This is a genomic window from Donghicola eburneus, assembly GCF_900115865.1.
GTDB classification, from domain to species: Bacteria; Pseudomonadota; Alphaproteobacteria; order Rhodobacterales; family Rhodobacteraceae; genus Donghicola; species Donghicola eburneus.
The window spans coordinates 97,337-121,884 of the sequence record NZ_FOXY01000008.1; the positions used below are offsets into that span (position 1 = coordinate 97,337).

At 59.4% G+C, this 24,548-nt stretch carries 30 protein-coding genes; 21 read left to right on the forward strand and 9 right to left on the reverse strand.

The annotated features are described in order from the left end of the window. Positions 1 to 13: 13 nt before the first annotated feature. Genes BM225_RS14700 through BM225_RS14740 form a run of 9 tightly spaced genes read left to right on the forward strand, consistent with a single transcriptional unit; the run spans position 14 to position 6,171 of the window. Positions 14 to 667: a DUF2062 domain-containing protein gene (locus tag BM225_RS14700; protein WP_072709725.1), complete on the forward strand. Its 654-nt coding sequence runs from the start codon at positions 14 to 16 to the stop codon at positions 665 to 667. Positions 668 to 688: 21 nt separating this feature from the next. Continuing rightward, the gene (locus tag BM225_RS14705; protein WP_072709727.1) at positions 689 to 1,438 is read left to right on the forward strand and encodes a pyridoxine 5'-phosphate synthase; all 750 of its coding nucleotides are present in this window, start codon (positions 689 to 691) and stop codon (positions 1,436 to 1,438) included. Next, the gene (locus BM225_RS14710) at positions 1,435 to 2,055 is read left to right on the forward strand and encodes a LysE family translocator (protein WP_072709729.1); all 621 of its coding nucleotides are present in this window, start codon (positions 1,435 to 1,437) and stop codon (positions 2,053 to 2,055) included. Before BM225_RS14705 ends, BM225_RS14710 begins: the two co-directional genes overlap by 4 nt. Continuing rightward, positions 2,052 to 2,471, forward strand: coding sequence for a holo-ACP synthase (gene acpS, locus BM225_RS14715; RefSeq protein WP_072709731.1), 420 nt, complete (start codon positions 2,052 to 2,054; stop codon positions 2,469 to 2,471). Before BM225_RS14710 ends, acpS begins: the two co-directional genes overlap by 4 nt. Before the next feature lie 53 nt (positions 2,472 to 2,524). Beyond that, entirely contained in the window at positions 2,525 to 3,361 is an 837-nt protein-coding gene (gene lepB / locus BM225_RS14720) for a signal peptidase I (protein ID WP_072709733.1), read from the forward strand. Continuing rightward, entirely contained in the window at positions 3,358 to 4,047 is a 690-nt protein-coding gene (gene rnc / locus BM225_RS14725) for a ribonuclease III (RefSeq protein WP_072709736.1), read from the forward strand. Before lepB ends, rnc begins: the two co-directional genes overlap by 4 nt. Next, a complete protein-coding gene (locus tag BM225_RS14730; RefSeq protein WP_276326959.1) occupies positions 4,044 to 4,907 on the forward strand; it encodes a DMT family transporter in 864 nt (287 codons plus the stop codon). Before rnc ends, BM225_RS14730 begins: the two co-directional genes overlap by 4 nt. Before the next feature lie 32 nt (positions 4,908 to 4,939). Continuing rightward, positions 4,940 to 5,845, forward strand: a complete 906-nt coding sequence (gene era / locus BM225_RS14735) for a GTPase Era (protein ID WP_072709738.1) — start codon at positions 4,940 to 4,942, stop codon at positions 5,843 to 5,845. Then, positions 5,845 to 6,171: a DUF1491 family protein gene (locus tag BM225_RS14740; protein ID WP_072709740.1), complete on the forward strand. Its 327-nt coding sequence runs from the start codon at positions 5,845 to 5,847 to the stop codon at positions 6,169 to 6,171. Before era ends, BM225_RS14740 begins: the two co-directional genes overlap by 1 nt. Here BM225_RS14740 and BM225_RS14745 read toward each other — a convergent pair. Beyond that, on the reverse strand, positions 6,144 to 6,749 hold the full coding sequence (locus BM225_RS14745; RefSeq protein ID WP_072709742.1) for a Pr6Pr family membrane protein: 606 nt from the start codon (positions 6,747 to 6,749) through the stop codon (positions 6,144 to 6,146). The two genes, BM225_RS14740 and BM225_RS14745, sit on opposite strands and share 28 nt — an antisense overlap. Before the next feature lie 108 nt (positions 6,750 to 6,857). On the opposite strand from BM225_RS14745, the gene recO reads away from it, so the two are divergent. Further along, positions 6,858 to 7,592 carry a DNA repair protein RecO gene (gene recO, locus BM225_RS14750; protein WP_072709744.1) on the forward strand — a complete coding sequence of 245 codons (735 nt, stop codon included), beginning with the start codon at positions 6,858 to 6,860 and terminating at the stop codon, positions 7,590 to 7,592. Between the two features lie 61 nt (positions 7,593 to 7,653). Here the strand turns inward: recO and BM225_RS14755 are convergent, their stop codons facing one another. Further along, positions 7,654 to 9,342: an acyl-CoA dehydrogenase family protein gene (locus BM225_RS14755; protein WP_092464824.1), complete on the reverse strand. Its 1,689-nt coding sequence runs from the start codon at positions 9,340 to 9,342 to the stop codon at positions 7,654 to 7,656. A 147-nt stretch (positions 9,343 to 9,489) separates the two neighbouring features. Here BM225_RS14755 and BM225_RS14760 point away from each other — a divergent pair, with 147 nt between their 5' ends. Next, on the forward strand, positions 9,490 to 10,260 hold the full coding sequence (locus tag BM225_RS14760; protein ID WP_072709996.1) for a sulfite exporter TauE/SafE family protein: 771 nt from the start codon (positions 9,490 to 9,492) through the stop codon (positions 10,258 to 10,260). A 107-nt stretch (positions 10,261 to 10,367) separates the two neighbouring features. Here BM225_RS14760 and BM225_RS14765 read toward each other — a convergent pair whose 3' ends face one another. After that, on the reverse strand, positions 10,368 to 11,966 hold the full coding sequence (locus BM225_RS14765; RefSeq protein WP_072709748.1) for a phosphoenolpyruvate carboxykinase: 1,599 nt from the start codon (positions 11,964 to 11,966) through the stop codon (positions 10,368 to 10,370). A 335-nt stretch (positions 11,967 to 12,301) separates the two neighbouring features. Here BM225_RS14765 and BM225_RS14770 point away from each other — a divergent pair, with 335 nt between their 5' ends. The 7 genes from BM225_RS14770 to BM225_RS14800 all read left to right on the forward strand — a co-directional run bounded on the left by BM225_RS14770 (position 12,302) and on the right by BM225_RS14800 (position 17,699). Beyond that, positions 12,302 to 13,003 (forward strand): response regulator transcription factor, encoded by a 702-nt coding sequence (locus BM225_RS14770; RefSeq protein WP_072709750.1) that lies wholly within the window; start codon positions 12,302 to 12,304, stop codon positions 13,001 to 13,003. Beyond that, complete coding sequence (locus BM225_RS14775) at positions 13,003 to 14,721, forward strand: sensor histidine kinase (RefSeq protein WP_072709761.1); 1,719 nt, start codon at positions 13,003 to 13,005, stop codon at positions 14,719 to 14,721. Before BM225_RS14770 ends, BM225_RS14775 begins: the two co-directional genes overlap by 1 nt. A 3-nt stretch (positions 14,722 to 14,724) precedes the next feature. Next, on the forward strand, positions 14,725 to 15,183 hold the full coding sequence (locus BM225_RS14780; RefSeq protein WP_245780505.1) for an HPr kinase/phosphorylase: 459 nt from the start codon (positions 14,725 to 14,727) through the stop codon (positions 15,181 to 15,183). Between the two features lie 7 nt (positions 15,184 to 15,190). Further along, positions 15,191 to 16,081: an RNase adapter RapZ gene (gene rapZ, locus BM225_RS14785; protein WP_072709765.1), complete on the forward strand. Its 891-nt coding sequence runs from the start codon at positions 15,191 to 15,193 to the stop codon at positions 16,079 to 16,081. Positions 16,082 to 16,089: 8 nt separating this feature from the next. After that, positions 16,090 to 16,482, forward strand: coding sequence for a PTS sugar transporter subunit IIA (locus tag BM225_RS14790; protein ID WP_072709767.1), 393 nt, complete (start codon positions 16,090 to 16,092; stop codon positions 16,480 to 16,482). Positions 16,483 to 16,490: 8 nt separating this feature from the next. Beyond that, positions 16,491 to 16,769: an HPr family phosphocarrier protein gene (locus BM225_RS14795; protein ID WP_072709769.1), complete on the forward strand. Its 279-nt coding sequence runs from the start codon at positions 16,491 to 16,493 to the stop codon at positions 16,767 to 16,769. Between the two features lie 69 nt (positions 16,770 to 16,838). Then, the gene (locus BM225_RS14800) at positions 16,839 to 17,699 is read left to right on the forward strand and encodes a lysophospholipid acyltransferase family protein (protein ID WP_072709998.1); all 861 of its coding nucleotides are present in this window, start codon (positions 16,839 to 16,841) and stop codon (positions 17,697 to 17,699) included. Positions 17,700 to 17,817: 118 nt separating this feature from the next. Here BM225_RS14800 and rpsU read toward each other — a convergent pair whose 3' ends face one another. Next, positions 17,818 to 18,021 carry a 30S ribosomal protein S21 gene (rpsU, locus tag BM225_RS14805; protein ID WP_072709771.1) on the reverse strand — a complete coding sequence of 68 codons (204 nt, stop codon included), beginning with the start codon at positions 18,019 to 18,021 and terminating at the stop codon, positions 17,818 to 17,820. 111 nt (positions 18,022 to 18,132) lie between these two features. Between rpsU and BM225_RS14810 the strand changes: the two genes are divergently transcribed. Further along, positions 18,133 to 18,825 (forward strand): COQ9 family protein, encoded by a 693-nt coding sequence (locus tag BM225_RS14810; RefSeq protein WP_072709773.1) that lies wholly within the window; start codon positions 18,133 to 18,135, stop codon positions 18,823 to 18,825. Between the two features lie 12 nt (positions 18,826 to 18,837). Beyond that, positions 18,838 to 19,821, forward strand: a complete 984-nt coding sequence (locus tag BM225_RS14815) for an NAD(P)H-quinone oxidoreductase (protein ID WP_072709775.1) — start codon at positions 18,838 to 18,840, stop codon at positions 19,819 to 19,821. A 12-nt stretch (positions 19,822 to 19,833) separates the two neighbouring features. Here the strand turns inward: BM225_RS14815 and BM225_RS14820 are convergent, their stop codons facing one another. Next, positions 19,834 to 20,457: a ribonuclease T2 family protein gene (locus tag BM225_RS14820; protein ID WP_072709777.1), complete on the reverse strand. Its 624-nt coding sequence runs from the start codon at positions 20,455 to 20,457 to the stop codon at positions 19,834 to 19,836. Between the two features lie 129 nt (positions 20,458 to 20,586). On the opposite strand from BM225_RS14820, the gene BM225_RS14825 reads away from it, so the two are divergent. After that, positions 20,587 to 21,348 (forward strand): DUF1013 domain-containing protein, encoded by a 762-nt coding sequence (locus BM225_RS14825; RefSeq protein WP_072709778.1) that lies wholly within the window; start codon positions 20,587 to 20,589, stop codon positions 21,346 to 21,348. A gap of 62 nt (positions 21,349 to 21,410) precedes the next feature. Here the strand turns inward: BM225_RS14825 and BM225_RS14830 are convergent, their stop codons facing one another. The 4 genes from BM225_RS14830 to BM225_RS14845 all read right to left on the reverse strand — a co-directional run bounded on the left by BM225_RS14830 (position 21,411) and on the right by BM225_RS14845 (position 24,539). Then, complete coding sequence (locus tag BM225_RS14830; RefSeq protein ID WP_072709780.1) at positions 21,411 to 21,752, reverse strand: hypothetical protein; 342 nt, start codon at positions 21,750 to 21,752, stop codon at positions 21,411 to 21,413. Positions 21,753 to 21,819: 67 nt separating this feature from the next. After that, positions 21,820 to 22,413 carry a recombination mediator RecR gene (gene recR, locus BM225_RS14835; protein WP_072709797.1) on the reverse strand — a complete coding sequence of 198 codons (594 nt, stop codon included), beginning with the start codon at positions 22,411 to 22,413 and terminating at the stop codon, positions 21,820 to 21,822. Positions 22,414 to 22,419: 6 nt separating this feature from the next. Next, on the reverse strand, positions 22,420 to 22,764 hold the full coding sequence (locus BM225_RS14840) for a YbaB/EbfC family nucleoid-associated protein (RefSeq protein WP_072709799.1): 345 nt from the start codon (positions 22,762 to 22,764) through the stop codon (positions 22,420 to 22,422). A gap of 23 nt (positions 22,765 to 22,787) precedes the next feature. After that, the gene (locus tag BM225_RS14845) at positions 22,788 to 24,539 is read right to left on the reverse strand and encodes a DNA polymerase III subunit gamma/tau (protein ID WP_072709801.1); all 1,752 of its coding nucleotides are present in this window, start codon (positions 24,537 to 24,539) and stop codon (positions 22,788 to 22,790) included. Between the last annotated feature and the right edge of the window lie 9 nt (positions 24,540 to 24,548).

Below are 24,548 nucleotides of genomic sequence, written 5' to 3' on the forward strand. Positions count from 1 at the left end.
AGAGGTAGCTGGCGTGGTCTTTAAGCGTCGTGATAAACGCACGCTTTGGCAGATCGCCAAGGACTTCCTTTGGCCCAAAGGCGGCTGGAAACGTGCGTTTCACTACGTCCGCCACCGCGTTTACCGTCTGCCTGACACACCTGAAAAGATTGCCCGCGGGATCATGGCAGGGCTTTTTACGACCTTTACACCCTTGTATGGCCTGCACTTTTTTATCGCGGCAGGGTTGGCGTTTATTCTGCGCGGCAACATCTTGGCGTCGATTCTCGGGACGTTCTTTGGGAACCCGCTGACTTACGTGCCCATTGCCGTGATCTCGATGAAGACGGGCTACTTCTTTCTGGGGATTGAGGACGGGCACCGGCTGGACAAGTCGCTGGTCGAGAAGTTCTTTGATGCTGGTGAGAACCTGCTGCAGAACTGCATCGCCTTCTTTACTGGCGAGTATACGGACTGGAGCCGACTCGAGGTGTTTTACCACGAGGTTTTCTTTCCCTATCTGGTCGGGGGAATTTTACCTGGATTGGTCCTGTCAATTGTCGGCTATTACGTCACATTACCCCTCATCCGGGCCTACCAGAAGCGGCGGCGCGGGACTTTGGCGGCGCGCCTAGCGTCGCTCAAGAAACGGAAACATGCGAAAGACAGCGGGTCTTCGCGGCACTGACTTTGAAACTTGGGGGCACATATGCAACCGCTCGGCAAACTCCGTCTCGGAGTGAATATCGACCACGTCGCCACTGTCCGGAACGCACGCGGAGGCACTGTTCCTGACCCGTTGCGCGCAGCCAAAATGGCCGAAGAGGCGGGCGCGGACGGCATCACCGCCCACCTGCGCGAGGATCGTCGCCATATCAGCGACGCCGATATCGACGGGTTGATGGAAGTTCTGTCCGTGCCACTGAATTTCGAGATGGCCGCGACCGACGAGATGCAGAAAATTGCCCTGCGTCACAAGCCCCACGCGGTCTGTATTGTGCCGGAAAAGCGTGAAGAGCGGACCACCGAAGGCGGTCTGGAAGTCGCCCGCGAAGAAAACCGCTTGGCCCATTTCATCGCGCCCCTGCGCGAAGCTGGCTGCCGCGTGTCGATCTTTATCGCCGCCGACAAACGCCAGATCGAGGCCGCCCACCGTATTGGCGCACAGGTCATCGAAATCCACACCGGTGCCTATTGCGACGCCCATGCCGAAGGCCGGTTCGAGGACCGCGATCGCGAGCTTGAGTCGATCACCGAAATGGCTGATTTCGCCCACGGGCTGGGGCTCGAAGTTCACGCAGGTCACGGCCTGACTTATGACACTGTGCAGCCCATCGCAGCCCTGCCGCAGATGATGGAGCTGAACATCGGCCACTTTCTAATCGGCGAGGCGATTTTCCGCGGCATCGTGCCATCGATCCAAGAAATGCGCCGTCTGATGGACGAGGCGCGGGCATGACGCCCACCCAACTTGCACTATTCGTCATGGGGTGGATGCTGATGGTCGGCTCGCCTGGGCCGGCGTCTTTGGGGGTGATGGGAACCGCCATGCGCTCTGGCAGGCCGCATGCGATGCTGTTCGCGTCCGGCATTCTGACAGGCAGTCTGTTTTGGTCGACCGTCGCCATTCTGGGCATGGGGGCCGTTATGCAGACTCATGTCTGGATGTTCACAGTGATGCGGTACCTTGGTGCGGCGTATCTGCTGTTTCTCGCTTTTAAATCCTTGCGCTCTGCGATGAAGAAGGATGTGGAGATTAAGGCGGACATCGCGGACGGGTCCTTTGGCAAAGTCTATCTCAAGGGGTTGCTGATCCACCTGACCAACCCCAAGGCCGTGCTGGCCTGGGGATCGGTTTTCGCGCTGACACTGCCGCCTGCGGCACCGATGTCCGACCTATTTCGCCTGCAAGCGATACTGATGGGCGCGTCGATGTCTGTCATGGTCGCCTACGCGCTGCTCTTTTCTAGCGCTGCTGCTATTCGCGTCTACGAACGGGCGCGCCGCTGGTTCGAATTGACCTTTGCGGCGCTCTTTGGCGCGGCCAGCCTGAAAATCCTGACGGTCAGCCCATGATCCTTGGGATCGGCAGCGACCTTGCGAATATCGAGCGGATCGCCAAAACGCTGGACCGCTTTGGCGACCGCTTTCGTAATCGCGTCTTCACCGAGGAAGAGCAGGCCAAAGCCAGCCGTCGCAAGGACGAAGCAGGCACTTATGCTAAGCGCTGGGCGGCCAAAGAGGCGTGTTCCAAGGCGCTTGGCACCGGCCTCGCCATGGGCATCAGTTGGAAGGACATGGCCGTCAGCAATCTGCGCAGTGGCCAACCCGTGATGCACCTAACCGGATGGGCCGCGGAAAGGTTGGCGCAGATGACGCCCGATGGTCACGAGGCCATCGTTCACGTGACTTTGACCGATGATCACCCATGGGCACAGGCCTTTGTGGTGATCGAGGCGCGCCCGATTGCCCCCGCATCGCTTGACACCTGACGCCTTGGCCCCCATGAAACAGGCATCAACCCGCCGCCGAGAGTGATATATTTATGGCCGCCAAGTCCGAAGCCGGAAACGCTATTATCGAGACCATCAAGACGGTCGTTTACGCTATTCTGATCGCTGGTGTGTTCCGCACCTTGTTCTTCCAGCCGTTCTGGATCCCGTCGGGCTCGATGAAGGACACGCTGCTGATTGGCGACTTTCTCTTTGTAAACAAGATGGCCTACGGCTACTCCTACGCGTCCTGCCCGACCGTGCGCATTCCCCGTCTGGGCATCAACATCGACGCCGAGGATTTTTGTGGTTTCCTCAAGGGCGACAACGAGCGCATCTTGGGCGGTGAGCCTCAGCGCGGCGATGTAGTTGTGTTCCGTCATCCCGTAAGCGGCGCGGACTTTATCAAGCGTCTGGTTGGTTTGCCCGGTGATGAAATCCAGATGGTCGACAGCGTTCTGCACATCAACGGCAAAGCGGTCGAGCTTGAGGACGCAGGTCAGTTCGAAGAAATCTTCAAGGCCCAAGGTCCCGAGCGTCTGTACCCCCGCTGTGAAAACGGCCCCGTGGGCGAGGGCGCACTCTGCACCAAGTCGCGGATGACCGAGACGCTGCCGAACGGCGTTTCGCACGATATTCTGAACATCACCCGTCAGGCGTCTGACCAGACCCCGATCTACACCGTTCCCGAAGGCCACTACTTCTTTATGGGCGACAACCGCGACAACTCGACCGACAGCCGCGTGCCCCAATCGATTGGTGGCGTAGGCTATGTGCCCTACGAAAACATCGTTGGCCGCGCGGATCGTATCATGTTCTCGTCTGCTGGCCGGTCCATGCTGTTCTTCTGGACCTGGCGCGGCGACCGTTTCTTCAAGAGGATCGAGTGAAACTCTCTGCCGACATGAAAGCATTCGAAGAGCGTTTGGGGCACCAGTTTGGGCGCCCCGAATTGCTTTTGCGTGCTCTGACACACCCTTCGATGTCCTCGCCAACGCGCGAGGATAACCAGCGTCTTGAATTCCTCGGGGACCGAGTGCTGGGTCTGGTGATGGCCGAAGCCCTATTGAAGGCGGATCGCAACGCAGCCGAGGGGCTGCTTGCCCCGCGTTTCAATGCCTTAGTCCGCAAAGAGGCCTGCGCTGATATCGCCCGCGAGATCGCGCTGGGGGATGTGCTGAAACTCGGCCGGTCCGAGATGATGTCGGGTGGCCGCCGCAAGCAAGCGTTGCTGGGTGACGCGATGGAGGCTGTGATCGCCGCCGTGTACCGCGATGCCGGTTTCGAAGTGGCTCGTGATGTCGTCCTGAAGCTTTGGGGCAAGCGCGTTGAAACGGTCGAGGCTGATGCCCGCGACCCCAAGACAGCACTGCAGGAATGGGCGCAAGCCCGTGGCCAGCAGCCGCCCCGCTATCAGGAAGTCAGTCGCGACGGCCCACCGCACCAGCCGACCTTTACCATGTCGGTCACGCTGGAAAGCGGGGAGACCGCCAAGGCAACCGCTGGCGCCAAACGCACTGCGGAACAGACTGCGGCCAAGACCCTGCTCGATCAGCTCGAAAGCGGCTCCGCGTGACACCCAACGCCAAGGGCAGTCTTTACATGGCTGCTGCGATGGGGGCCTTCTCTGTCGAAGATGCGTTTTTCAAGCGCGCCACGCAGGACATCCCAACCAGCCAAGCGTTGATGATGTTCGGGGCGATGGGGCTTGCCGTATTTGTCCTGCTCTCGCTGCGCCGCAAAGAGCCGATCTGGCATCCCCAGCTTTTCTCGACCGCGCTGATCTTGCGCTCGGTGTCGGAACTGGTCGGGCGTCTTTCTTTTGCATTGGCGCTCGCTTTGACGCCCCTGACCAGCGCGAGCGCAATTCTGCAGGCCGCGCCGCTGGTCGTCGTGATTGGCGCGGTTGTGTTTTTTGGCGAACGTGTGGGCTGGCGTCGCTGGCTCGCGATTGGCCTTGGGCTGGTGGGTGTCCTGATGATCATTCGCCCCACACCTGCGCTGTTCGAGCCCAATTCGATCTTTGCCGTCCTTGCAACCTTGGGCTTTGCCGGCCGCGATCTGGCCACCCGCGCCAGCCCTGCCACCATGTCGACCGAGCAACTGGGTAGCCTTGGCTTTGCGATCCTCGTGATCGCGGGCGTGCTGCTGTCCTTTGTCTTGGGCGAGAGCCTGGCCACCCCGACGCTGCTGTCTGTTGGCGCGACCGCAGGCGCGACCGTTGCAGGTGTTCTGGCCTATAGCGCTCTGACGCTTGCGATGCGAACAGGCGAAATCAGCATCGTGACGCCGTTCCGCTACACCCGACAGCTCTTTGCCATCATCCTCGGGTTTGCTGTGTTTGGCGAGTGGCCCGATTTGCTGACGTGGGCGGGGATTGGTGTTATTATCCTTAGCGGGCTTTACACCGCCCGCGCAGGGCGGCAAGACCGCTGAATTCCAGACAGACCAGAATCGAAAAGAGATCCATGACAACACGTGCAGGCTTTGTCGCCTTGATCGGCGAACCCAACGCAGGAAAATCCACTCTGCTGAACCGCATGGTGGGCGCGAAGGTGTCGATCGTGACCCACAAAGTGCAGACCACCCGTGCCCGCATTCGCGGCGTCGCGCTGGAGGGGGATAGCCAGATCGTGTTCGTCGACACCCCCGGTTTGTTCAAACCACGCCGCCGCTTGGACCGTGCCATGGTCGCGGCAGCTTGGGGCGGTGCGGCAGACGCCGATCTGGTCGTTATGCTGATCGAAGCGCACCGCGGCATCACCGAGGGCGTCGAGCGCATCCTCGAAGGCCTCGGCGATGTGTCCAAAGGCCGCCGTGTCGTGCTGGCCATCAACAAGATCGACCGTGTCCAGAGCGATGTGCTGCTCGCGATCACCAAAGAGATGAACGAGCGTTTCCCCTTTGACGAGACTTTCATGATCTCGGCCGAAAAGGGCTACGGCGTCACCGATCTGCGCAAGTGGCTGGCGGGCGAGCTGCCCGAGGGCCCTTGGCTCTACCCCGAGGATCAGATTGCGGACCTGCCCATGCGCATGATCGCGGCTGAAATGACCCGCGAAAAGCTGACCCTGCGCCTGCATCAGGAACTGCCCTACCAGCTTACGGTCGAAACCGAGCACTGGGAAGAGCGCAAGGACGGCAGTGCCCGTGTCGATCAGATCATCTATGTCAGCCGTGACGGTCACAAAGGCATCATCCTCGGCAACAAAGGCGAGACGATCAAAGCGATCTCCAAGCTTGCCCGCGAAGAACTGACCGAATTCTTGGGTCGCAAGGTGCACTTGTTCCTGCAGGTCAAAGTCCGCGAGAAATGGCTGGATGAGGCCGAGCGCTACAGCGAAATGGGCCTTGATTTCAAAGACGGCAAGTAATGGCGCGTCTCACCTCTGACTTCTGGGTGCATGCCTATCTGGCACGCCTGCGACTGGCCGACATCCCTGCCTACGTAATCGCCCATGGCGACGACACGGCGGGGGCGGTGCTGGTCAAACTGGCGACGCTGGACGGGCAGGCGCAGGCCTTTCACCGGACCTATGATCTGATGTCAGGCGAGCGGGTCTGGGCCACCCTGGCCTCCGGCCCCGAGTTCGAGGTGGACGAAGCCATCCGCCGTCAGCAATCCTTTGACCCCGACATCTGGGTGATCGAGGTCGAAGATCGAAAAGGTCGTCATTTGCTGGACGAAGAGGGTCTCTGAACCCGCGCGATTCCTAATAGGATGAAGCCAAAAATCAGAAACCCTGCTGCGACGATGCTCATTTCGCGCAGCAGACCAATGGGCCCGAGTTCTGGCAGGTTGAGGAAGTAGTAGGGATACTTGCCGTCGAGCGTTCCGCGCCAAATTCCGTAGGCGGCATAGATCAGCGGCCAGATCACCCACCATAGCGGGTTTGGCCACCCCAAGCCTTGTTTTGGCGCATAGATCAGCCACCACAGAAAAACGAACGCGGGTGCAACAGTGTGGAGCCCGTGGTTCGCCACCTCTCCCAGTAGGCCTTCGGGCACGTGGGTGGATGACAACAGGGCGTGGTACACGATGCCCACAAGCAGAACTTGCAGGGTGATCGCACCGGCCCAGTGCGCCGTGAACTGTGGCCGCATGATGAATACAGCCGCAACCACAAGATTGGTCAGAATCGTGTAATAGCGCAGCATGTTCCACCACACTGACAGCAGCGTTGCCTCGGGGCCATCGGCGATCAAATCAACGTAGCTCTGCAGAACAAGGCTGATCGCCGCCACAGCGCCAATAACCCAAATCAAACGGTGTTCCAACGTCGCAGTCCTCTTTTGCCTGCACTCTGAGGTCCCACAACCTCTATAGGCAAGCGGAGCCCTGCGTCACCCCCTTGCAACCGCGGAGCCGCAGCCCATAGTTGCCAAATGGAATGGAGAGACCAAGGCATCCTGCTGTCGACCCGCAAGCACGGGGAAACATCAGCCATCATCGAAGTGTTCACCCAAGATCACGGCCGCCACGCAGGTGTCGTGCGCGGTGGTGTATCGCGGAAGATCGCCCCAACCCTTCAGCCTGGCAACCAAGTCGACGTGACTTGGCGCGCACGGGTTGAGGATCAGCTTGGCACATTCTCAGTCGAGCCCATTCGTTCGCGGAGCGCGGCGCTGGCTGATCGCGTTGCGCTCGCAGGGCTCAACGCGACAACGGCACTGCTGCGTTTCGCGCTCCCTGAACGCGAAGCGCACCACCCGCTCTACATCCGCTCCGTCACCCTTATGGACTTGCTCGCGCACCCTGCCGCCTTTCCCCTCGCCTACCTGCGCTGGGAACTCGAGTTGCTCGAGGAACTTGGCTTTGGGCTCGACCTCACCCGCTGCGCCGTAACCGGCGACATGGATGACCTGGCCTATGTCTCCCCTAGATCAGGCCGCGCCGTCAGCTCCGAAGGAGCTGGCGAATGGGCCCCCAAACTTCTGCCGCTTCCCCAATGCCTCCTCGGCCAAGGCCCCGTGACCGACACCGAAATCCTCGATGGCTTCCGTCTCACAGGCTACTTCCTCGAACACCACCTCGCAAAATCCTTCGGCGACAAACCTCTCCCCGAATCCCGCGCCCGCTTCCTTGACCTGCTGAAACGCCAAACGCCGGCCCCACGATAGGACCGGCGCTTCTCTTTGTTGGCGTAAATACCCCGGGGTGTGGGGCAGCGCCCCACAAACCTTAGCCCAACAGGCGACGCGCGATCACCTGCGCCTGAATCTCGCCAGCACCCTCAAAGATGTTCAGGATGCGCGCATCACACAGGATGCGGCTGATGGTGTATTCCAGCGCAAAGCCGTTCCCGCCGTGGATCTGCAGACCATTGTCCGCCGCCGCCCAAGCAACACGGGCTCCCAGCAGCTTGGCCATACCGGCCTCGAGGTCACAGCGACGATCGTTATCCTTCTCGCGGGCCGAGAAGTAGGTCAGCTGACGGGCGATCATCAGTTCCACCGCCATCATTGCCAGCTTGTTGGCCACGCGGGGGAATTCGATCAGCGACTTGCCGAACTGCTTGCGGTCCTCGGCATAGCGCATCGACACGTCCAGAGCAGACTGGCCCACACCAACAGCGCGCGCTGCGGTCTGGATACGTGCCGATTCAAAGGTCTGCATCAGCTGCTTGAAGCCCTGACCTTCTTCGCCGCCAAGCAGGTTTTCACCTTTGACAGCGAACTTGTCGAAGCCAAGCTCGTATTCCTTCATGCCGCGATACCCCAGAACCTCGATCTCGCCGCCAGTCATGCCGGGGGTGGGGAAGGGCTCTTCGTCGGTGCCGGGGGTCTTCTCGGCCAGGAACATCGACAGACCTTTGTAGTTGTCGGTCGAAGGATCGGTCCGCGCCAGCAGGGTCATCACGTGGGTGCGCGCCGCGTGGGTGATCCAGGTCTTGTTGCCAGTCACTTCATAGTCGCCATCGGCGTTCTTGACCGCGCGGGTGCGCAGGCTGCCAAGGTCGGACCCAGTGTTCGGCTCGGTGAAAACAGCGGTCGGCAGCTTCTCGGCGGAGGCCAGTTCGGGCAGCCATTTCTGCTTCTGCTCTTCGGTGCCGCCAGCCAGAATCAGCTCTGCCGCGATCTCGGAACGGGTGCCGAGCGAGCCAACGCCAATATAGCCGCGCGACAGCTCTTCCGAGACAACGCACATCGCGGTTTTGGACATGCCGAACCCGCCGTATTCCTCGGGGATGGTCAGGCCAAAGACGCCCATTTCCGCCAGCTCGTTGATGATCTCTAGCGGGATCAGCTCGTCCTTCAGGTGCCATTCGTGCGCATGAGGCTCCACGCGGTCCACCGAATAGCGGCGGAACTGCTCCCGGATCATCTCCATCTCTTCGTCCAGACCGGATTGGCCTGTGGTCAGGTTCGCCCGGTTGTCTCGCATTATCTCGACCAGACGCACGCGCGCGGCCTGAGAGTTGCCGCTCGCGATCAAGGTCTTTACGGCGTCGGTCATAATGCCTGCAACAGCGCCCGAGTCGACACCCAAATCCGACACGCGGATCAGCTCGCCCTGGTTCATCGGGATGCCGCCCGCAATCTGGCTCAGGTATTCGCCGAATGCGATCTGCAGGATCAGCTGCTCAGTTTCGCCGAACTTTCCTTCTTCCTTCAGTGCGATTGCCCAACGGTGCATCTCGCGCAGCGCCTCGACATAGGTCGCTAGCCACGCCACGCCGTGCGCGGCAGTCTGGTTCTGCTCGACCAGTGCGTTCGAAACGCGGTCGCCGTCTGTCACCATCGCGCGGACATTTTTCAGCGCTTGTTCAAGGATCGCCTCGGCGGGCGCGATTGCTGCCTCGGTCAGGCTGAGCAAATCGGGAAGCAGCGTCGCGGTCTGCGCTGCGAAGTCCTGTCCGTCATGTGCCATGAGTCATCTCCTATAATGCTTGCGCAGAGAACTAGAGCCTTTGCAGGCGCAGCGCAATAAAAATACCGAACACAGGATGAAAGTGTACCCATTATTGCGCGTTGAAGTTTTTACCTATCGCGCTAAGAGGCATGCTAAATGGCTGAAATGGAACTCGTAACGCATCTTATGACACCGTCGGCGTTTGTGCTGGCCCTGAGTGTCGCCTTCATTGCTGGTGTGGTCAAAGGGATGGTGGGTTTTGCCATGCCGATGATTCTAATTTCCGGCCTTTCTTCTGTTATTTCGCCGGAATTGGCGCTCGCGGGCCTGATTCTGCCGACCGTGATCACCAACGGGATGCAGGCCATGCGCCAAGGCCCGCGTGCCGCGTGGGAATCATTGCTGAAGTTCCGCGGATACCTTGGGACGCTGCTTATCGTGCTGATCATCAGTGCGCAGTTTGTGCGTACGATCCCTGCCGAGCTGATGCTGCTGATCATCGGGGTGCCGATCGTCATTTTCGCTGCGACGCAGCTAGCTGGAATGCCCCTGCGCATCGCCTCTCCGCCCTCTCGGTTTGCCGAAATCGGGATCGGGGCTTTCGCTGGTTTCATCGGCGGGCTGTCTGGTGTCTGGGGGCCGCCAACGGTTGCTTACCTGACGGCGTTGGATACGCCCAAGCGTGACCACATCCGCGTCCAAGGCGTGATCTACGGCCTCGGCGCGATCGTCCTCTTGTTCGCTCATATCGGATCGGGGGTCGTCCGCGCCGAAACCCTGCCGTTTTCGATCGCCATCGTTCCACCAGCCATTGTCGGAATGTGGCTTGGCCTCAAGGTCAATGACCGGATCGACCAAAACGCGTTTCGCAAAGCTACACTGTTCGTCCTGATGATCGCAGGCCTGAACCTGATCCGCCGTGGCCTGATGGGCTAACCGAAAATCGCCGGCCCAAACAGGACCGGCGGCTTGTCTTCACTTTGGCAAAATACCCCTAGGGTGAATTGCCATAGGCAAGAGGGGGCCGCGCCCCCTCACTCCAATCAACCGATTGCAGCGGCCTTAACGTCTTTGTCGATGTAGGGCACGTACTGCTCGAAGTTGTCCGAGAACATCTTGACCAGTTTCTCTGCCTGCGCGTCATAGGCTTCGGGGTCACCCCAAGTGCGGCGGGGATCCAGCAGCACTTCGGGCACACCGGGAACGTCCACGGGTACGTCAAAGCCGAAGTTCGGGTCCTTGCGGAACTCGACTGCGCTCAGGCTGCCGTCCAGAGCAGCGGTCAGCAGGGCGCGGGTTGCCTTGATGGGCATACGCTTGCCGGTGCCGTAGGCGCCGCCGGTCCAGCCGGTGTTCACCAGCCAGCAGGTTGCACCGTGCTTTGCGATCTTGTCACGCAGCAGGTTTCCATAGACCTCGGGGCGGCGGGGCATGAAAGGTGCACCGAAGCAGGTCGAGAAGGTGGGCTCGGGCTCGGTCACACCGCGCTCGGTCCCTGCAACCTTCGAGGTGAAGCCCGACAGGAAGTGGTACATTGCCTGCGCAGGTGTCAGACGCGCGATCGGAGGCAGAACACCGAACGCATCACAGGTCAGCATGATCACGTTCTTGGGGTGGCCGCCCTGAGCCGAGTAGGACGCGTTCGAGATGTAGTGCAGCGGGTACGCGCAACGCATGTTGGCGGTCAGGCTGTCATCGTCGAAGTCCAGCTCAAGGGTCTCTTCGTCGAATACCATGTTCTCGATCACAGTCGCGAACTTGGTGGTGGTCGCGTAGATCTCGGGCTCGGCTTCGGCGTTCAGGTTGATGGTCTTGGCATAGCAGCCGCCTTCGAAGTTGAAGGTGCCCTTGTCAGACCAGCCATGTTCGTCGTCACCGATCAGGGTGCGCGACGGGTCTGCCGACAGGGTGGTTTTGCCCGTGCCCGACAGGCCGAAGAACACAGCCGCGTCCACGGGGTTGCCAGTGGCGTGGTTGGCCGAGCAGTGCATCGGCATGATGCCCTTTTCGGGCAGCAGGTAGTTCAGCAGAGTGAATACCGACTTCTTGTTCTCGCCTGCGTACTCGGTGCCGCCGATCAGAATGAGCTTCTTGTCGAAGTTCAGCGCGATCACGGTTTCGCTGCGGCAGCCATGCTTTTCAGCGTCTGCTTTGAACGAGGGGCAGTTGATGATGGTGAATTCGGGAACGAATTCGTCCAGCTCCTCAAGCTCTGGGCGACGCAGCAGGTGACGGATGAACAGGCCATGCCATGCCAGCTCTGTTACAACGCGCACGTCCAGTCGGTTGGCTGGATCGGCGCCACCGAAAAGATCCTGTACGTAGTAATCCTTGCCCTTCATGTGGGCGAGCATGTCCTCATGCAGGATGTCGAACTTGTCGGCCTCCATGGGGGCGTTGTTTTCCCACCAGATCGTTTCTTCGACGCTGGGGGTGCGGACCACAAATTTGTCCTTGGGCGAACGGCCGGTGTGCTTGCCGGTGGTCACCAAGAAAGCACCGCCACGACCGAGGCGACCTTCGTTATTCTTTACCGCTGCCTCCACGAGCGCGGGTTCCATGAGGTTGTAATAGACATTACCCAGCTCACTGATCCCTTGATCTTCAAGCCGATGCTGCGGGTTTACCCGTCCAAATGCCATTTTCTTCACTCCTGTCCGCGCCAGCGGTCACAAAACTTGATAGGGCCCCGATGTCGTTGCTTCATTGCAACGTGTCGGTAAAGGGGTCCTTAGCATGACGGAAAAGGAAATGAATAGGATGCTAAGCTGCTGTTAGCGCAACCAAATTCAGTTTATCGCAAACATGACTGCGAAGAGGGACTTTGGTCTGCGACACTCTGTCAGAATTGGACCGCTAACATAATTACCACGTTAGCATAGTACCAAATCCGCGAATCGCAAAAAGGATTGCGGAGAGATACGAAATCCCTGCATAACTGTAAGAAAAAATAATCGTGCAGTACAAGGAATGAGTTATGTCCAGAATTGCTCTGGTGGATGATGATCGCAACATCCTGACATCGGTTGCCATGACCCTTGAAGCAGAAGGGTTCGAAGTCGAGACCTACAATGACGGCCAAGCAGCGTTAGAGGCTTTTGAGAAAAAGCTTCCCGATATGGCTGTGCTGGACATCAAGATGCCGCGTATGGACGGCATGGATCTGCTACAGCGTCTGCGCAAGAAAACCACGATGCCTGTCATCTTCCTCACGTCCAAGGACGACGAGATTGACGAGGTTCTGGGCTTGCGAATGGGCGCCGACGATTATGTCAAAAAGCCATTTTCTCAGCGTCTGCTGGTCGAGCGTATTCGCGCGCTGCTGCGCCGTCAGGAAGCTCTGAACGGGGACAGCGAGGGCGAGGTTGAGGACAGCAAAGTTCTGGCCCGTGGACAGTTGTCAATGGACCCGCTGCGCCACGCCGTGACGTGGAAGGGGCAGGATGTGTCACTCACGGTAACGGAATTCCTTCTCCTTCAGGCACTGGCACAACGCCCTGGTTTCGTCAAAAGCCGTGATCAGTTGATGGACGTGGCCTATGATGATCAGGTTTATGTCGACGACCGGACAATCGATAGCCATATCAAGCGTTTGCGTAAGAAAATGCGGATGGTCGATTCGGAGTTTTCGGCGATCGAAACCCTGTATGGCGTCGGATACCGGTACAACGAAGAGTGATGACTGACATCGGAGATACCTCAGCAGCGCAGAAGCGGGCCGTTCGGTCTGCCGATATCGTGCTGGGTGATGATTACGTTTCTCCGGACGCCCTGCACGAGACCGTTGAGCGCGAAACTGCAGCCAAGCGCGGTGTGTTGACGCTGAACACATCGCCGCTGGCGCGCAAGATCATCACCTTTAACTTGCTGGGTCTGATCGTCCTGCTCGCGGGCATCCTCTACCTGAACCCGTCGCGGGAATCTTTGGCGTTGCAGCGTGCGACCTCTTTGGCCGCAGAAGCCGAACTTGTGGCTGACGTGTTTGAGGCCCGCTTGAGCGCGCAGGCCGAGGCGGGTGTTGAGAACATCGCTGGGGTCGGAGCCGAGGATACCCTGCGGGGGATGTCGTTGTATCGCGGGACCGAGGTCTACGTTTTCGACGGCAACGGTAATTTGCTGACCGTCGCAGAAGGCAGCCGCAGCCGCGCCGAACTGGCGGATGTCGGCGAGAATGACACCTACATCACGGACGCTCTGGAAACTGTGTGGCAGTGGATGGTGCAATTCTTTGCGCCTGCTGATTCGCTGCCTGCGGGTGTCGAAAACGAGGAGATCGTGCGCGACATGATCGGCGGCGCGCGCATCAACGAGACGCGCATGGCCACGGGCGTGGGTGCATTTGGCGACACAGTGTTCACTGTTGCGACCCCAATCATGGTGGGCGACCTGCCTGTCGGCGCGATCGCCATGGCGAGCTCCACGACCGAAATCGACCGCCTTGTGAGCGTTGAGCGCGAGCGTGTGCTTCGTATGTTCATCGTCGCACTCTTTGTGTCGGTCGGTCTTAGCCTGCTCTTGGCCTCGACCATCGCGAACCCGCTGTCCGATCTAGCCGCAGCTGCCGAGATTGGCCGCGACCGCAATCGCACGCGGTATAGCCCTGGCCGTGTTCGTATTCCTGACCTGTCCGCCCGTCCCGACGAGATTGGCCGCCTGTCCGAAGCCCTGCGCGGGATGGTCGGTGCGCTGTACGAGCGGATCGACAGCAACGAGCAGTTCGCCGCCGATGTGGCTCACGAGATCAAGAACCCTCTGGCGTCCTTGCGCTCGGCGGTCGGCACCCTGCGGTTCGCCAAGAAGCAAGAGCAACAGGATAAGCTGCTCGAGGTGATTGAACATGATGTGCGGCGTCTGGACCGCTTGGTCAGTGATATCTCGAATGCGTCGCGGCTGGACAGCGAGCTGGTCCGCGAAGAGGAAGAGACGTTTGATCTGCTGACGATGCTCGGCAATCTGATCCAATACTTGGGCGAGGATGCAAAGGCCAAAGGCATCGACTTTATCTCCGATCTGCCGGACGACTCGATCGAACTGACAGGCCTAGAGGCGCGTCTGGCGCAGGTCTTTGTAAACCTGATCACGAATGCGATTTCTTTTTGCGAAGAGGGCGACGCGATCCGCGTTTGGGCCCGACAGCGGGACAATCGCGTTCTGGTGGTGGTCGAGGATACAGGGCCCGGCATCCCGGAGCAGTCGTTGACAAAAATCTTCAAACGTTTCTACTCGCACCGCCCCGAAGGTCAGTTTGGAAATAACTCGGGTCTGGGACTCGCGATCTCAAAGCAGATCGTCGAAGCCCACGGCGGAGTTGTCTGGGCCGAGAATATCCGCGCCAGCCACGCTGACCCGACTTCGGATCCGCTGGGCGCCCGCTTCGTAGTGGGGCTACCGCTCTAACCCATGCGGACTGTAGCACTGACCGACATCACAAGGGGGCATGGACCAGCAATGGTTCATGCCTCTACTGTTATGGTGCACGGCCAAGCCGTGGTATTGTTTGGTGCATCAGGTAGCGGCAAATCCTCGACGGCACTGATGCTGATGTCTCTGGGCGGTACGCTCGTGGCGGATGATCGCACAGTGCTGACACGCGAGGGAGCACAGATTATCGCGCGCTGCCCCGAAACGATCTGTGGACGGATCGAAGCGCGGGGCGTCGGTATTTTGCGGGCGGCTGCGACTGGGTCTGCGCCTGTCTCCCTGTTCGTTGATATGGACCAGGCCGAGACAAAGCGCTTGCCGCAGCCGCGGGATCTGACTGTGTTCGGCTTGCAAAGGCCGCTTCTTCATAAAGTCGAGAGGGGTTATTTCCCTGCAGCGCTTATGCAATATCTTACCCACGGGATAGATGGGGAATGACAGACACATGTCAGAACAATCACCGCGCGTTGTCTGGGTAACGGGGCCTTCGGGCGCCGGACGGAAAACCGCGATAAACGCGCTCGAGGATTTAGGTTTCGAAGTTATCGACAACCTCCCACTGCGCCTGCTGCCAGCCGTGATGAAGGATGCTGTAGCTGGCGACCGGCTCGCGCTGGGGCTTGACGTGCGCAACCGTGATTTCAGTATGAACGCGATGCTGGATGCAATGGAGGATTTGGCGCGTAACCCCAACAGTGGCGTGCAGCTCCTGTATCTAGACTCTTCGCCCGAGGTGCTGCTGCGCCGATATAGCGAAACTCGTCGCCGCCACCCGCTGTCGCCTGCCGAAACCGCCGAGGTCGGCATCGACCGCGAATTAGATTTGCTGGCACCGATCCGTGCACGGGCAGATATTTTGCTAGACACCTCGGAGATGACTCCACACGACCTGAAGGCCGAGATCGAGCGCCAATTCGCGATTGGGCAAGAGGGTAATCTGGCCGTTTCAATTCAGTCCTTTTCGTTCAAGCGGGGCACCCCGCGCGGCATCGACATGATCTTCGATGCGCGGTTTCTGCGTAATCCCTACTGGGAACCTGCGTTGCGAAAGATGAATGGTCAGGACGAAGCGGTCAGCGACTACATCAGCCAAGACCCGCGCTTTGCCGAGTTTTTCGATCGCGTAAAAGGTCTGGTTGAATTCCTGTTGCCACAATATGCCACAGAGGGAAAATCCTATTTGTCGATAGGGTTTGGTTGTACCGGAGGACAACACCGTTCGGTTGCACTCGCAGAAAAGCTGGCCAAAGCCCTTGCAACTGCGGGATGGCAGGTGTCAATTAGACATCGTGAATTGGAAAGACAGGCCCCCTCGGGTTCTGCAAAAGGTAAGTAAGGCAAGGCGTGATCGGGATCGTAATCGTCGCGCATGGTGGGTTGGCCAAAGAATATCTGGCCGCGGTTGAACATGTGGTAGGCCCGCAGAGCGGGATCAGCGCCATTTCGATCGAACCGGATCATGACCGTGCACAGAAGCAGCGCGAAATTTCCGCAGCAGCGGATGCTGTCGACAGCGGCGACGGAGTGATTGTCGTGACCGATATGTTTGGCGGCTCTCCGTCGAACCTGAGCCTTCGGGCCTGCAGCCCCAAAAACCGACGAATTCTATATGGCGCGAACCTGCCCATGCTGATCAAGCTGGCCAAGAGCCGCCATTTGAACGTCCCCGAAGCAGCCCAGTGTGCGCTGACGGCAGGACGGAAATATATTGACAGTTGCGACGTCAGTGAGGACTAAGAGCCCTTATGTCACATTCTGTTTGCCGCACATTCCCGATCATCAACGTCAAAGGGCTTCATGCCCGCGCTTCGGCAAAATTTGTCGAAGTTGTCGAGCAATTCGATGCCCGTGCCGAGGTTGCCCATAACGGCATGTCCACCTCTGGTGACAGCATTATGGGATTGCTGATGCTTGCGGCCGCGCATGGCACATCGATTGATGTTGAGACGACGGGACCCCAGTCGACCGAACTGGCCGATGCGCTCGAAGCTCTGGTCGCGGACCGCTTTGGCGAAGACATGTGATCGCGGGCAGGGGGAACGATTGTGACGGATACATCCGAGTCCCACTCTGGCCGTCTTCACTCAGCGTCGCTGAGTGGCCAAGGGGACGGCGGAAACCTATCGGACCAGTCCTACGATCGCCGCCGCCTCTCTTATGCGACTACGTTTGATAATGCTTTTCAACGCCGTACCATTCAGACGATGGAGTTCCTGACCGGCAAGCTACGTCTCCTGCGTCTGATCCGTCGCTTCGAAGCGATGGGCGTGCCCTTTGGTCAACCTTTCTGGAAACAGGCGCTCGAAGTGATGGGGATTCCGCTCGAGACCCCACAGGAACAGATCAATCGTATCCCCGAGACGGGCCCGCTTATCGTGGTCGCAAACCACCCACACGGGCTGGTCGACGGTATGGTGCTGGCGGAACTCATGGGCCGCCGCCGTACAGACTACAAAATCCTGACGCGCTCTTTGCTGACGGGCGTGGGCGAGATCGACGAATTCATGATCCCAGTTCCCTTCGCCCACGAAAAAGACGCCCTGCAGAAGAACCTGCTTATGCGCAAACGGGCGATGGATCACCTTTCAGATGGCGGGGCCATTGTGTTGTTTCCGTCAGGTGTGGTCGCCTCATCCGACACCATGTTCGGCCCCGCAATTGAGCGGGAATGGAACCCCTTTACTGCGAAAATGATCCAGCGCTCCAAAGCGGACGTTCTGCCGATCTTCTTCCCTGGTTCAAACTCGCGCTGGTACCAGATGGCAAACCGCACTTCAGCAACCCTGCGTCAGGGGCTGCTGCTGCATGAAGTCGTGCATGCTCTGAACAAGCCGCAGGCGCCCGTGGTTGGCAACGTCTTCGACCGGGACGAGATCGCGAAATGGTCCACCAACCCCCGCGGTTTCATGGGCTGGTTGCGCGAGCAAACGCTCGCATTGGGCACCACCGCCTAACCTTCAACTTGGTAAAAATACCCATTGGCAGCAGGCCTGCGCCGATAGGCGCACAAAGCAAAACCCCCGCGGCCGGGCCTCGGGGGTCTCAATTCTTTTTCAGTGCGACTGAATGTCTTTATAGACCTTCGCGCTGGGCCTTTTTACGTGCCAGCTTGCGAGCGCGGCGAATCGCTTCTGCCTTCTCGCGTGCCTTCTTCTCAGAGGGCTTCTCGAAGTGCTGTTTAAGCTTCATTTCACGGAAAACGCCTTCACGTTGAAGCTTTTTCTTCAGGGCGCGGAGCGCCTGATCGACATTGTTGTCACGAACACTGACCTGCATACCGGTGTCACCACCTTTCTAGTTTAGAGTTTCAATCAATAGCAGGAGGTGGCCCTATAGCATCGGCGCCCTAGTTTGTCTAGCATCCGGAGAAACAGACGGAGCAGACATATGACCGACTCGCCCAAAGCACAGCTTCTCGACGCGATCAAGATGCACGTCCCCTTTGATGGATGGACCCGCCCTGCCTATCAGGCGGCTGTTGCCGACACTGGGATCGACCCCGTTTTGGCCAGCGCCGTGTGCCCTCGTGGGGCCGTCGACCTAGCTATTGCGTTTCATCAGGAAGGCGACGCGCAAATGGTGATGCGGATGGCCGAACCCGATGTTGCGGAAATGAAGATCCGTGAAAAGATCACCTTTGCCGTGCGCACGCGACTGGAACTGGTCGAGGACAAAGAGCTGGTCCGCCGCGGCATGACCCTGTTTTCGCTACCCCAGAACGCCGCTGACGGCACCAAGCTGGTCTGGCAGACTTGTGACGCGATCTGGAACTCGATTGGCGACACATCGGACGATGTGAACTGGTACACCAAGCGCGCGACACTGGCCGGCGTTTATTCTTCGACCGTGCTCTACTGGCTTGGGGACGAAAGCGCAGGGCACGAGGCGACGTGGGCCTTCCTCGACCGCCGGATCGAGAACGTCATGCAGATCGAAAAGATGAAGGCGACCGTGCGCAAAAGCCCGTTCCTGTCCAAACTGATGGCGGGGCCGAATGCGGTACTTTCGCACATCAAGGCCCCTTCGCGCTTGAACGATCAGGGATTGCCGGGTCACATGGCCCCGAAATCCCAAAGCTGACCCGAGGACGAAATGACCCAAGACATGCGCGTGATCGAAATCGCTCAATCGGGCGGCCCCGAAGTGCTGACCTCAGCGCAGCGTGACATTCCGGCGCCAAAGGCAGGCGAAGTTGTGATCCGCGTGGCCTATGCCGGTGTGAATCGCCCCGATGCTCTGCAGCGCGCAGGACTCTATAACCCGCCCCCGGGAGCAAGCGACCTTCCGGGCCTTGAGGCTTCGGGCGAGGTTAGTGCTGTGGGCGAAGGCGTGTCAGAGTGGAAGGTCGGCGATCAAGTCTGCGCCCTGCTGCCTGGTGGAGGCTACGCAGAGTATGTGGCAACGCCAGCAGCGCACTGCTTGCCCATCCCTGATGGCATGTCGATGGATCAGGCGGCCTGCCTGCCCGAGACCTTCTTCACCGTGTGGTCGAACGTTTTTCAGCGGGGCGGCTTGCAGGCCGGCGAGCGGTTCCTGATCCACGGTGGATCGTCTGGGATCGGCACCACGGCGATCCAGCTGGCCCGCCATTTCGGCGCGCGCGTGTTCGTCACCGCCGGATCGGCCGAGAAATGCGCCGCCTGTGTGGAGTTGGGGGCCGAGCGCGCCATCAACTACCGCGAAGAGGATTACGTGGACGTTCTGCGCGCCGAAGGTGGCGCGAACCTGATCCTTGATATGGTCGGTGGGGATTACCTGCCACGCAACGTCAAAGGCTTGGCCGATGACGGACGCTTGGTGCAGATCGCCTTTCTGCAGGGGCCCAAGGTTGAATTGAACTTTGCCCAAGTCATGATGCGCCGTCTGACGATCACCGGCAGCACCCTGCGCCCCCAGAGTGATCTGGCCAAAGCGCGCATTGCGGCTGAATTGCGCGAAAAGGTCTGGCCACTCCTGAGCGCTGGTCAGATCAAACCCGTGATGGATAGCGAATTTGCTTTGGACGCAGCGAGCCAAGCGCATGCCCGCATGGAAAGCAGCGGGCACATTGGCAAGATTGTCCTGAAAGTCAGCTAAAGGGCATCGCCCCTAGCGAATAGGGGCGAACAGCGCATCCTTTTGCGTGCAATCGCGCACCACGTCCTGCCCGCAGGGCACGGGGTCCAAATCCTTGGACAGGCAGATGCGGACTTCTTGGATGCGGCGGTCGCGGCAGGTGACCGTCAGCATATCTGGCTCAAGCTGGGGATTCGCTTTGATAAAAGCTTCTTCGACCAAAGATGCGGGCAGGCGGACCTCTTCCTCCAACCGGCGAAAGACGTCAGGACGGGTGATCGATTCATAGGCCTGACGGGACAGATCGAAATAGGTGTTTGAACTTAGGCCAGTGCAGACGCCATGCTTTTTCCACTGATGCCACGCCAGCCCTCCAGAGCCCATGATATCGGCCATCTCGCTGGTTTCGCGGCGAGATGGCGCACGCTCTACCGTGTTGCAATAACTGGGATATCCGCGGTGAAACTGGGGCCAAAGGCCGTGCAGGCTCCATCCCAGATCGGTGTCGCACTGCTCGGCGTCCCGCGCATCCCCTTCGACTGCGCACCACGTCGGGCTCCAGCTCAGGGCCATGACGTAGTAGTCGAACTCACCGGCTGTGTCGCCCTCGGCATGTGCCACAGCGGTCGAAAGTAGCAGTCCTATCACCCAACGCATTTGCCCTTTTCCTTTTACCCGTTTCACGCTATATCGCCGCTTAGTTCCCCGTAAATTGTGAACAGTTCTGCCAAGGCAGGACAGCCCCGAAGGCGGGCGACGGGGGAAGTCTATTCAAGGAGTGACCACATGGGCAAACCGATCATGGCGAAGGCAACGGCTGTATGGCTCGTTGACAACACCACTCTGTCGTTCAAGCAGATCGCTGATTTCGTCGGCATGCACGAGCTGGAAATTCAGGGGATCGCCGACGGCGATGTGGCCGGTTCGGTGCGTGGGTTTGATCCCGTCGCGAACAACCAGTTGGACGCCGAAGAGATCAAGCGCGCGGAAAATAATCCGATGCACAAGCTGAAGCTCAAGTTCAACAAAGCGGCTCAGGGCGAGGAAAAGCGCCGCGGCCCGCGCTACACCCCCCTGTCAAAGCGTCAGGATCGTCCGGCGTCGATCCTGTGGCTCGTCAAGTTCCACCCCGAACTGGCGGACAGCCAGATCGCCAAGCTGGTCGGCACCACCAAGCCGACCATCGCAGCGATCCGCGAGCGCACCCACTGGAACATTGCGAACATCAACCCGATCGACCCCGTCGCACTGGGCCTGTGTAAGCAGTCGGAACTGGACCTTGCCGTCCAGAAAGCAGCCGAGAAGCGTCGCGCCGAAGGCGTGATGTCGGACGACGAGCGTCGCGCGCTGGTTAGCACCGAGGCAAGCCTGTCCATGGACTCGGCCGAGCCTCGTATCCCCACCGCGATCGAAGGTCTGGAGACCTTTAGCTTCGGATCTGACACGAACGATCAGGAAGAAGAGGCGGATAAGTTCGACGACACCCGCGATGCGGACAGCTTCTTCAACTTGCCGAACTCGAGCGACGACGAAGACGACGATAAATAAGTTTGAATACCGTTCACGAAAAACCCGGCCTAGCGCCGGGTTTTTGCGTTTTGGGCTGCGTGTCAGACAGGAACCTGATTATGTGCGATCAGTTTCCAGCCTTCGTCTGCTTCGCAGTAGGTCGAGCTGCAGAGCGCGCGATAGGTGTCTTTGCCGCGCTTGGCGTGGGCCTCGTAGGCCAAAACAAAGGCCGATCCATGACGCATCGCGATTTCGTCCTCGAACTCGACCGATTCCCAGCGCGGACCTTTTTCAATCACATTGAGGATTTTCTTGCCGCAAAGAATGCCGGTTGGCTTCGGGAGTACCATGACCGCGTCTTCAGCGATTTTGTCATTGTAGAACGCAGGACCTTCGAGCCAGAACCTTTGTTCGTCCTGCCAGCGGGCTTGCTCAATATTCATTATAATAGCCTCAATAAATTCCGGACCTTAAACCCAGTGAAGCTAACTTAGTTCCAATTTATTAAAATTAAATTGATCTACGTGCCTTGAGCGCGGCAGAAATTGTGCCGTCGTCCAGATAATCCAGTTCTCCGCCGATCGGGACGCCTTGGGCAAGCGAAGTTATGCGCACGCGGCCATCCAGCTGGTCCGCGATGTAGTGAGCGGTGGTTTGCCCGTCTACAGTTGCGTTCAGCGCCAGAATAACTTCGGAGATCTGTTCGTTTTCGATACGGGCGACCAGCTGCGGAATGCGGATATCTTCTGGGCCGATATCATCAAGTGCCGATAGCGTACCGCCAAGCACATGGTACCGCCCGCCAAAAACCGCGCCGCGTTCCATTGCCCACAGATCACTGACGTCTTGGACGACGCAAATCTCGCCCGTGGCGCGCTTTTCAGACCGGCAGATGTCGCAGATGTCCTCGGTCCCGATATTTCCGCAGTTCAGGCATTCGCGTGCGGTTGCCGCGACCTTGGCCATCTGTTCGGCAAGAGGGGACAAAAGCTGCCCCCGCTTGCGGATCATTTGCAGCACAGCACGCCGCGCCGAGCGAGGCCCCAAGCCAGGCAGGCGGGCCATCATCTCGATCAGCTTGTCGATGTCGCGGGTGCTGCTCATATTCGTCTAGAACGGCAGCTTCATGTCCGCAGGCAGGCCCATTTCGGCGGCCAGCTTCTGCATCTCTTCGGCGGCCTTTTCTTGTGCCTTGTCCTGCGCGTTCGAGATCGCGGCAAGGATTAGGTCCTCGACCACTTCTTTGTCCTCGGCACTAAAGATCGAAGGGTCGATGTCCAGCGACTTTACCTTGCCCTTGGCATTGGCGGTCGCCTTGACCAGACCCGCCCCAGCTTCGCCAGTGACGGTCATGTCGTTCATTTCTTCCTGCAGATCGGTCATGCGGGTCTGCATGTCCTTAGCAGTTTTCATCATCTTGGCCATGTCGCCCATGGCGCCCAAACCTTTGAACATCGGGTCTCTCCTGTTTCGGGTGGTTACTGATCCTCGAAAGGATCCCATTCATCTTCGACTTCGGGCAGAGCCTCTGACATCGCTTCTGCTTGCTGCTCAGCCTGCGTGCGGATCTCTGTGATTTGCGCCTTGGGGAACAGGGCCCGCACAGCTGCGAACATCGGGTGTGCCTCTGCTTCCTGTCGCAGGGCCAAGGCTTCGGCGTCGCGTACTTCGGCAATCGTGTTGCCGCCGCCAGAGCCTACCACAATCACGGCCCATCGCGCACCTGTCCATGCCTGCAATCGCGACCCAAGGCGTTGCGCCAGATCACGCGGTGCTTGGTCCGTCACTTCGCACTCAATTCGACCGGGACTGTATTTCGCGAGCCGGAAGTAATTCTCGACTTCGATCAAGAGTTTTACGTCGCGATGGGTGCGGATCAGGTCCAGAACGTTTTCGAATGTCGCATAGGCCGCAAGCGGGTTCGCCTGTGCTGTCACCGGCTGTGCTCCGCCACGGGCAACGGGACCACTGGGACCAGTATGGGTTGGCGTGGGCATAGAGCCGCGGGCTGTTACGTTGCCTCCGCCGCCAGCGGGGCCCCCGTTCGGCGCGGGGCCGCGCGGCGGGTCTTGCTGCAGCTTACGTACCAACTCCTCGGGGCTTGGCAGCTCTGCCACATGGGTCAAGCGAATGATCGCCATCTCGGCGGCCATCATGGCGTTGGGCGCAGCGCTCACTTCCTCGAGTGCCTTGAGCAGCATCTGCCACATGCGGGTCATTGATCGGATCGGCAAACGGTTCGCCAGATCAATACCGCGGCGGCGCTCGTCTGGACTGATGGTCGGGTCCTCGGCGGCATCGGGCGTGATCTTCACCACGCTGATCCAATGGGTGATCTCGGCCATATCGCGCAGAACGGCCAAGGGATCGGCCCCATCCGCGTATTGCAAGCCCAGTTCGGTTAGTGCTCCGGCGGCATCGCCGGCCATGACCATCTCGAACAGGTCCATCACGCGGCTACGATCCGCCAGACCCAGCATCGCACGCACTTGATCTGCGGTGGTCTCACCCGCCCCATGGCTGATCGCCTGATCCAGCAGCGAAGTCGCATCCCGTGCTGACCCTTCGGCAGCGCGGGTGATCAACGCCAAGGCATCATCGGAAATCTCGGCACCTTCGGCGCCTGCGATCTTGCGCAAAAGCGCGATCATCACCTCGGGTTCGATCCGGCGCAGGTCGAACCGCTGACACCGCGATAGCACGGTCACGGGAACCTTGCGAATCTCGGTCGTGGCAAAGATGAACTTCACATGGGCCGGAGGCTCTTCCAGCGTCTTGAGCAGCGCGTTGAACGCGCTGTTCGACAGCATGTGAACTTCGTCGATGATGTAGATTTTGTACCGCGCCGAAGCTGCCCGATAATGCACAGAATCGATGATTTCACGAATATCGCCCACACCGGTGCGCGAGGCCGCGTCCATCTCCATGACGTCGACATGACGCCCTTCCATGATCGCGGTGCAGTGCTCGCACTGACCACAAGGCTCGGTCGTCGGCCCGCCATTTCCGTCCGGCCCGATGCAGTTCATGCCCTTGGCGATGATCCGCGCGGTGGTCGTCTTACCTGTCCCACGAATGCCGGTCATGATGAAGGCCTGCGCAATCCGGTCCGCAGCAAAGGCGTTCTTCAGCGTGCGCACCATCGCGTCCTGACCGACCAGATCGGCAAAGGTTTCGGGGCGGTATTTCCGCGCCAATACCTGATAGGCAGTCTGTCCAGTCTCGCTCATGGGGCCTCT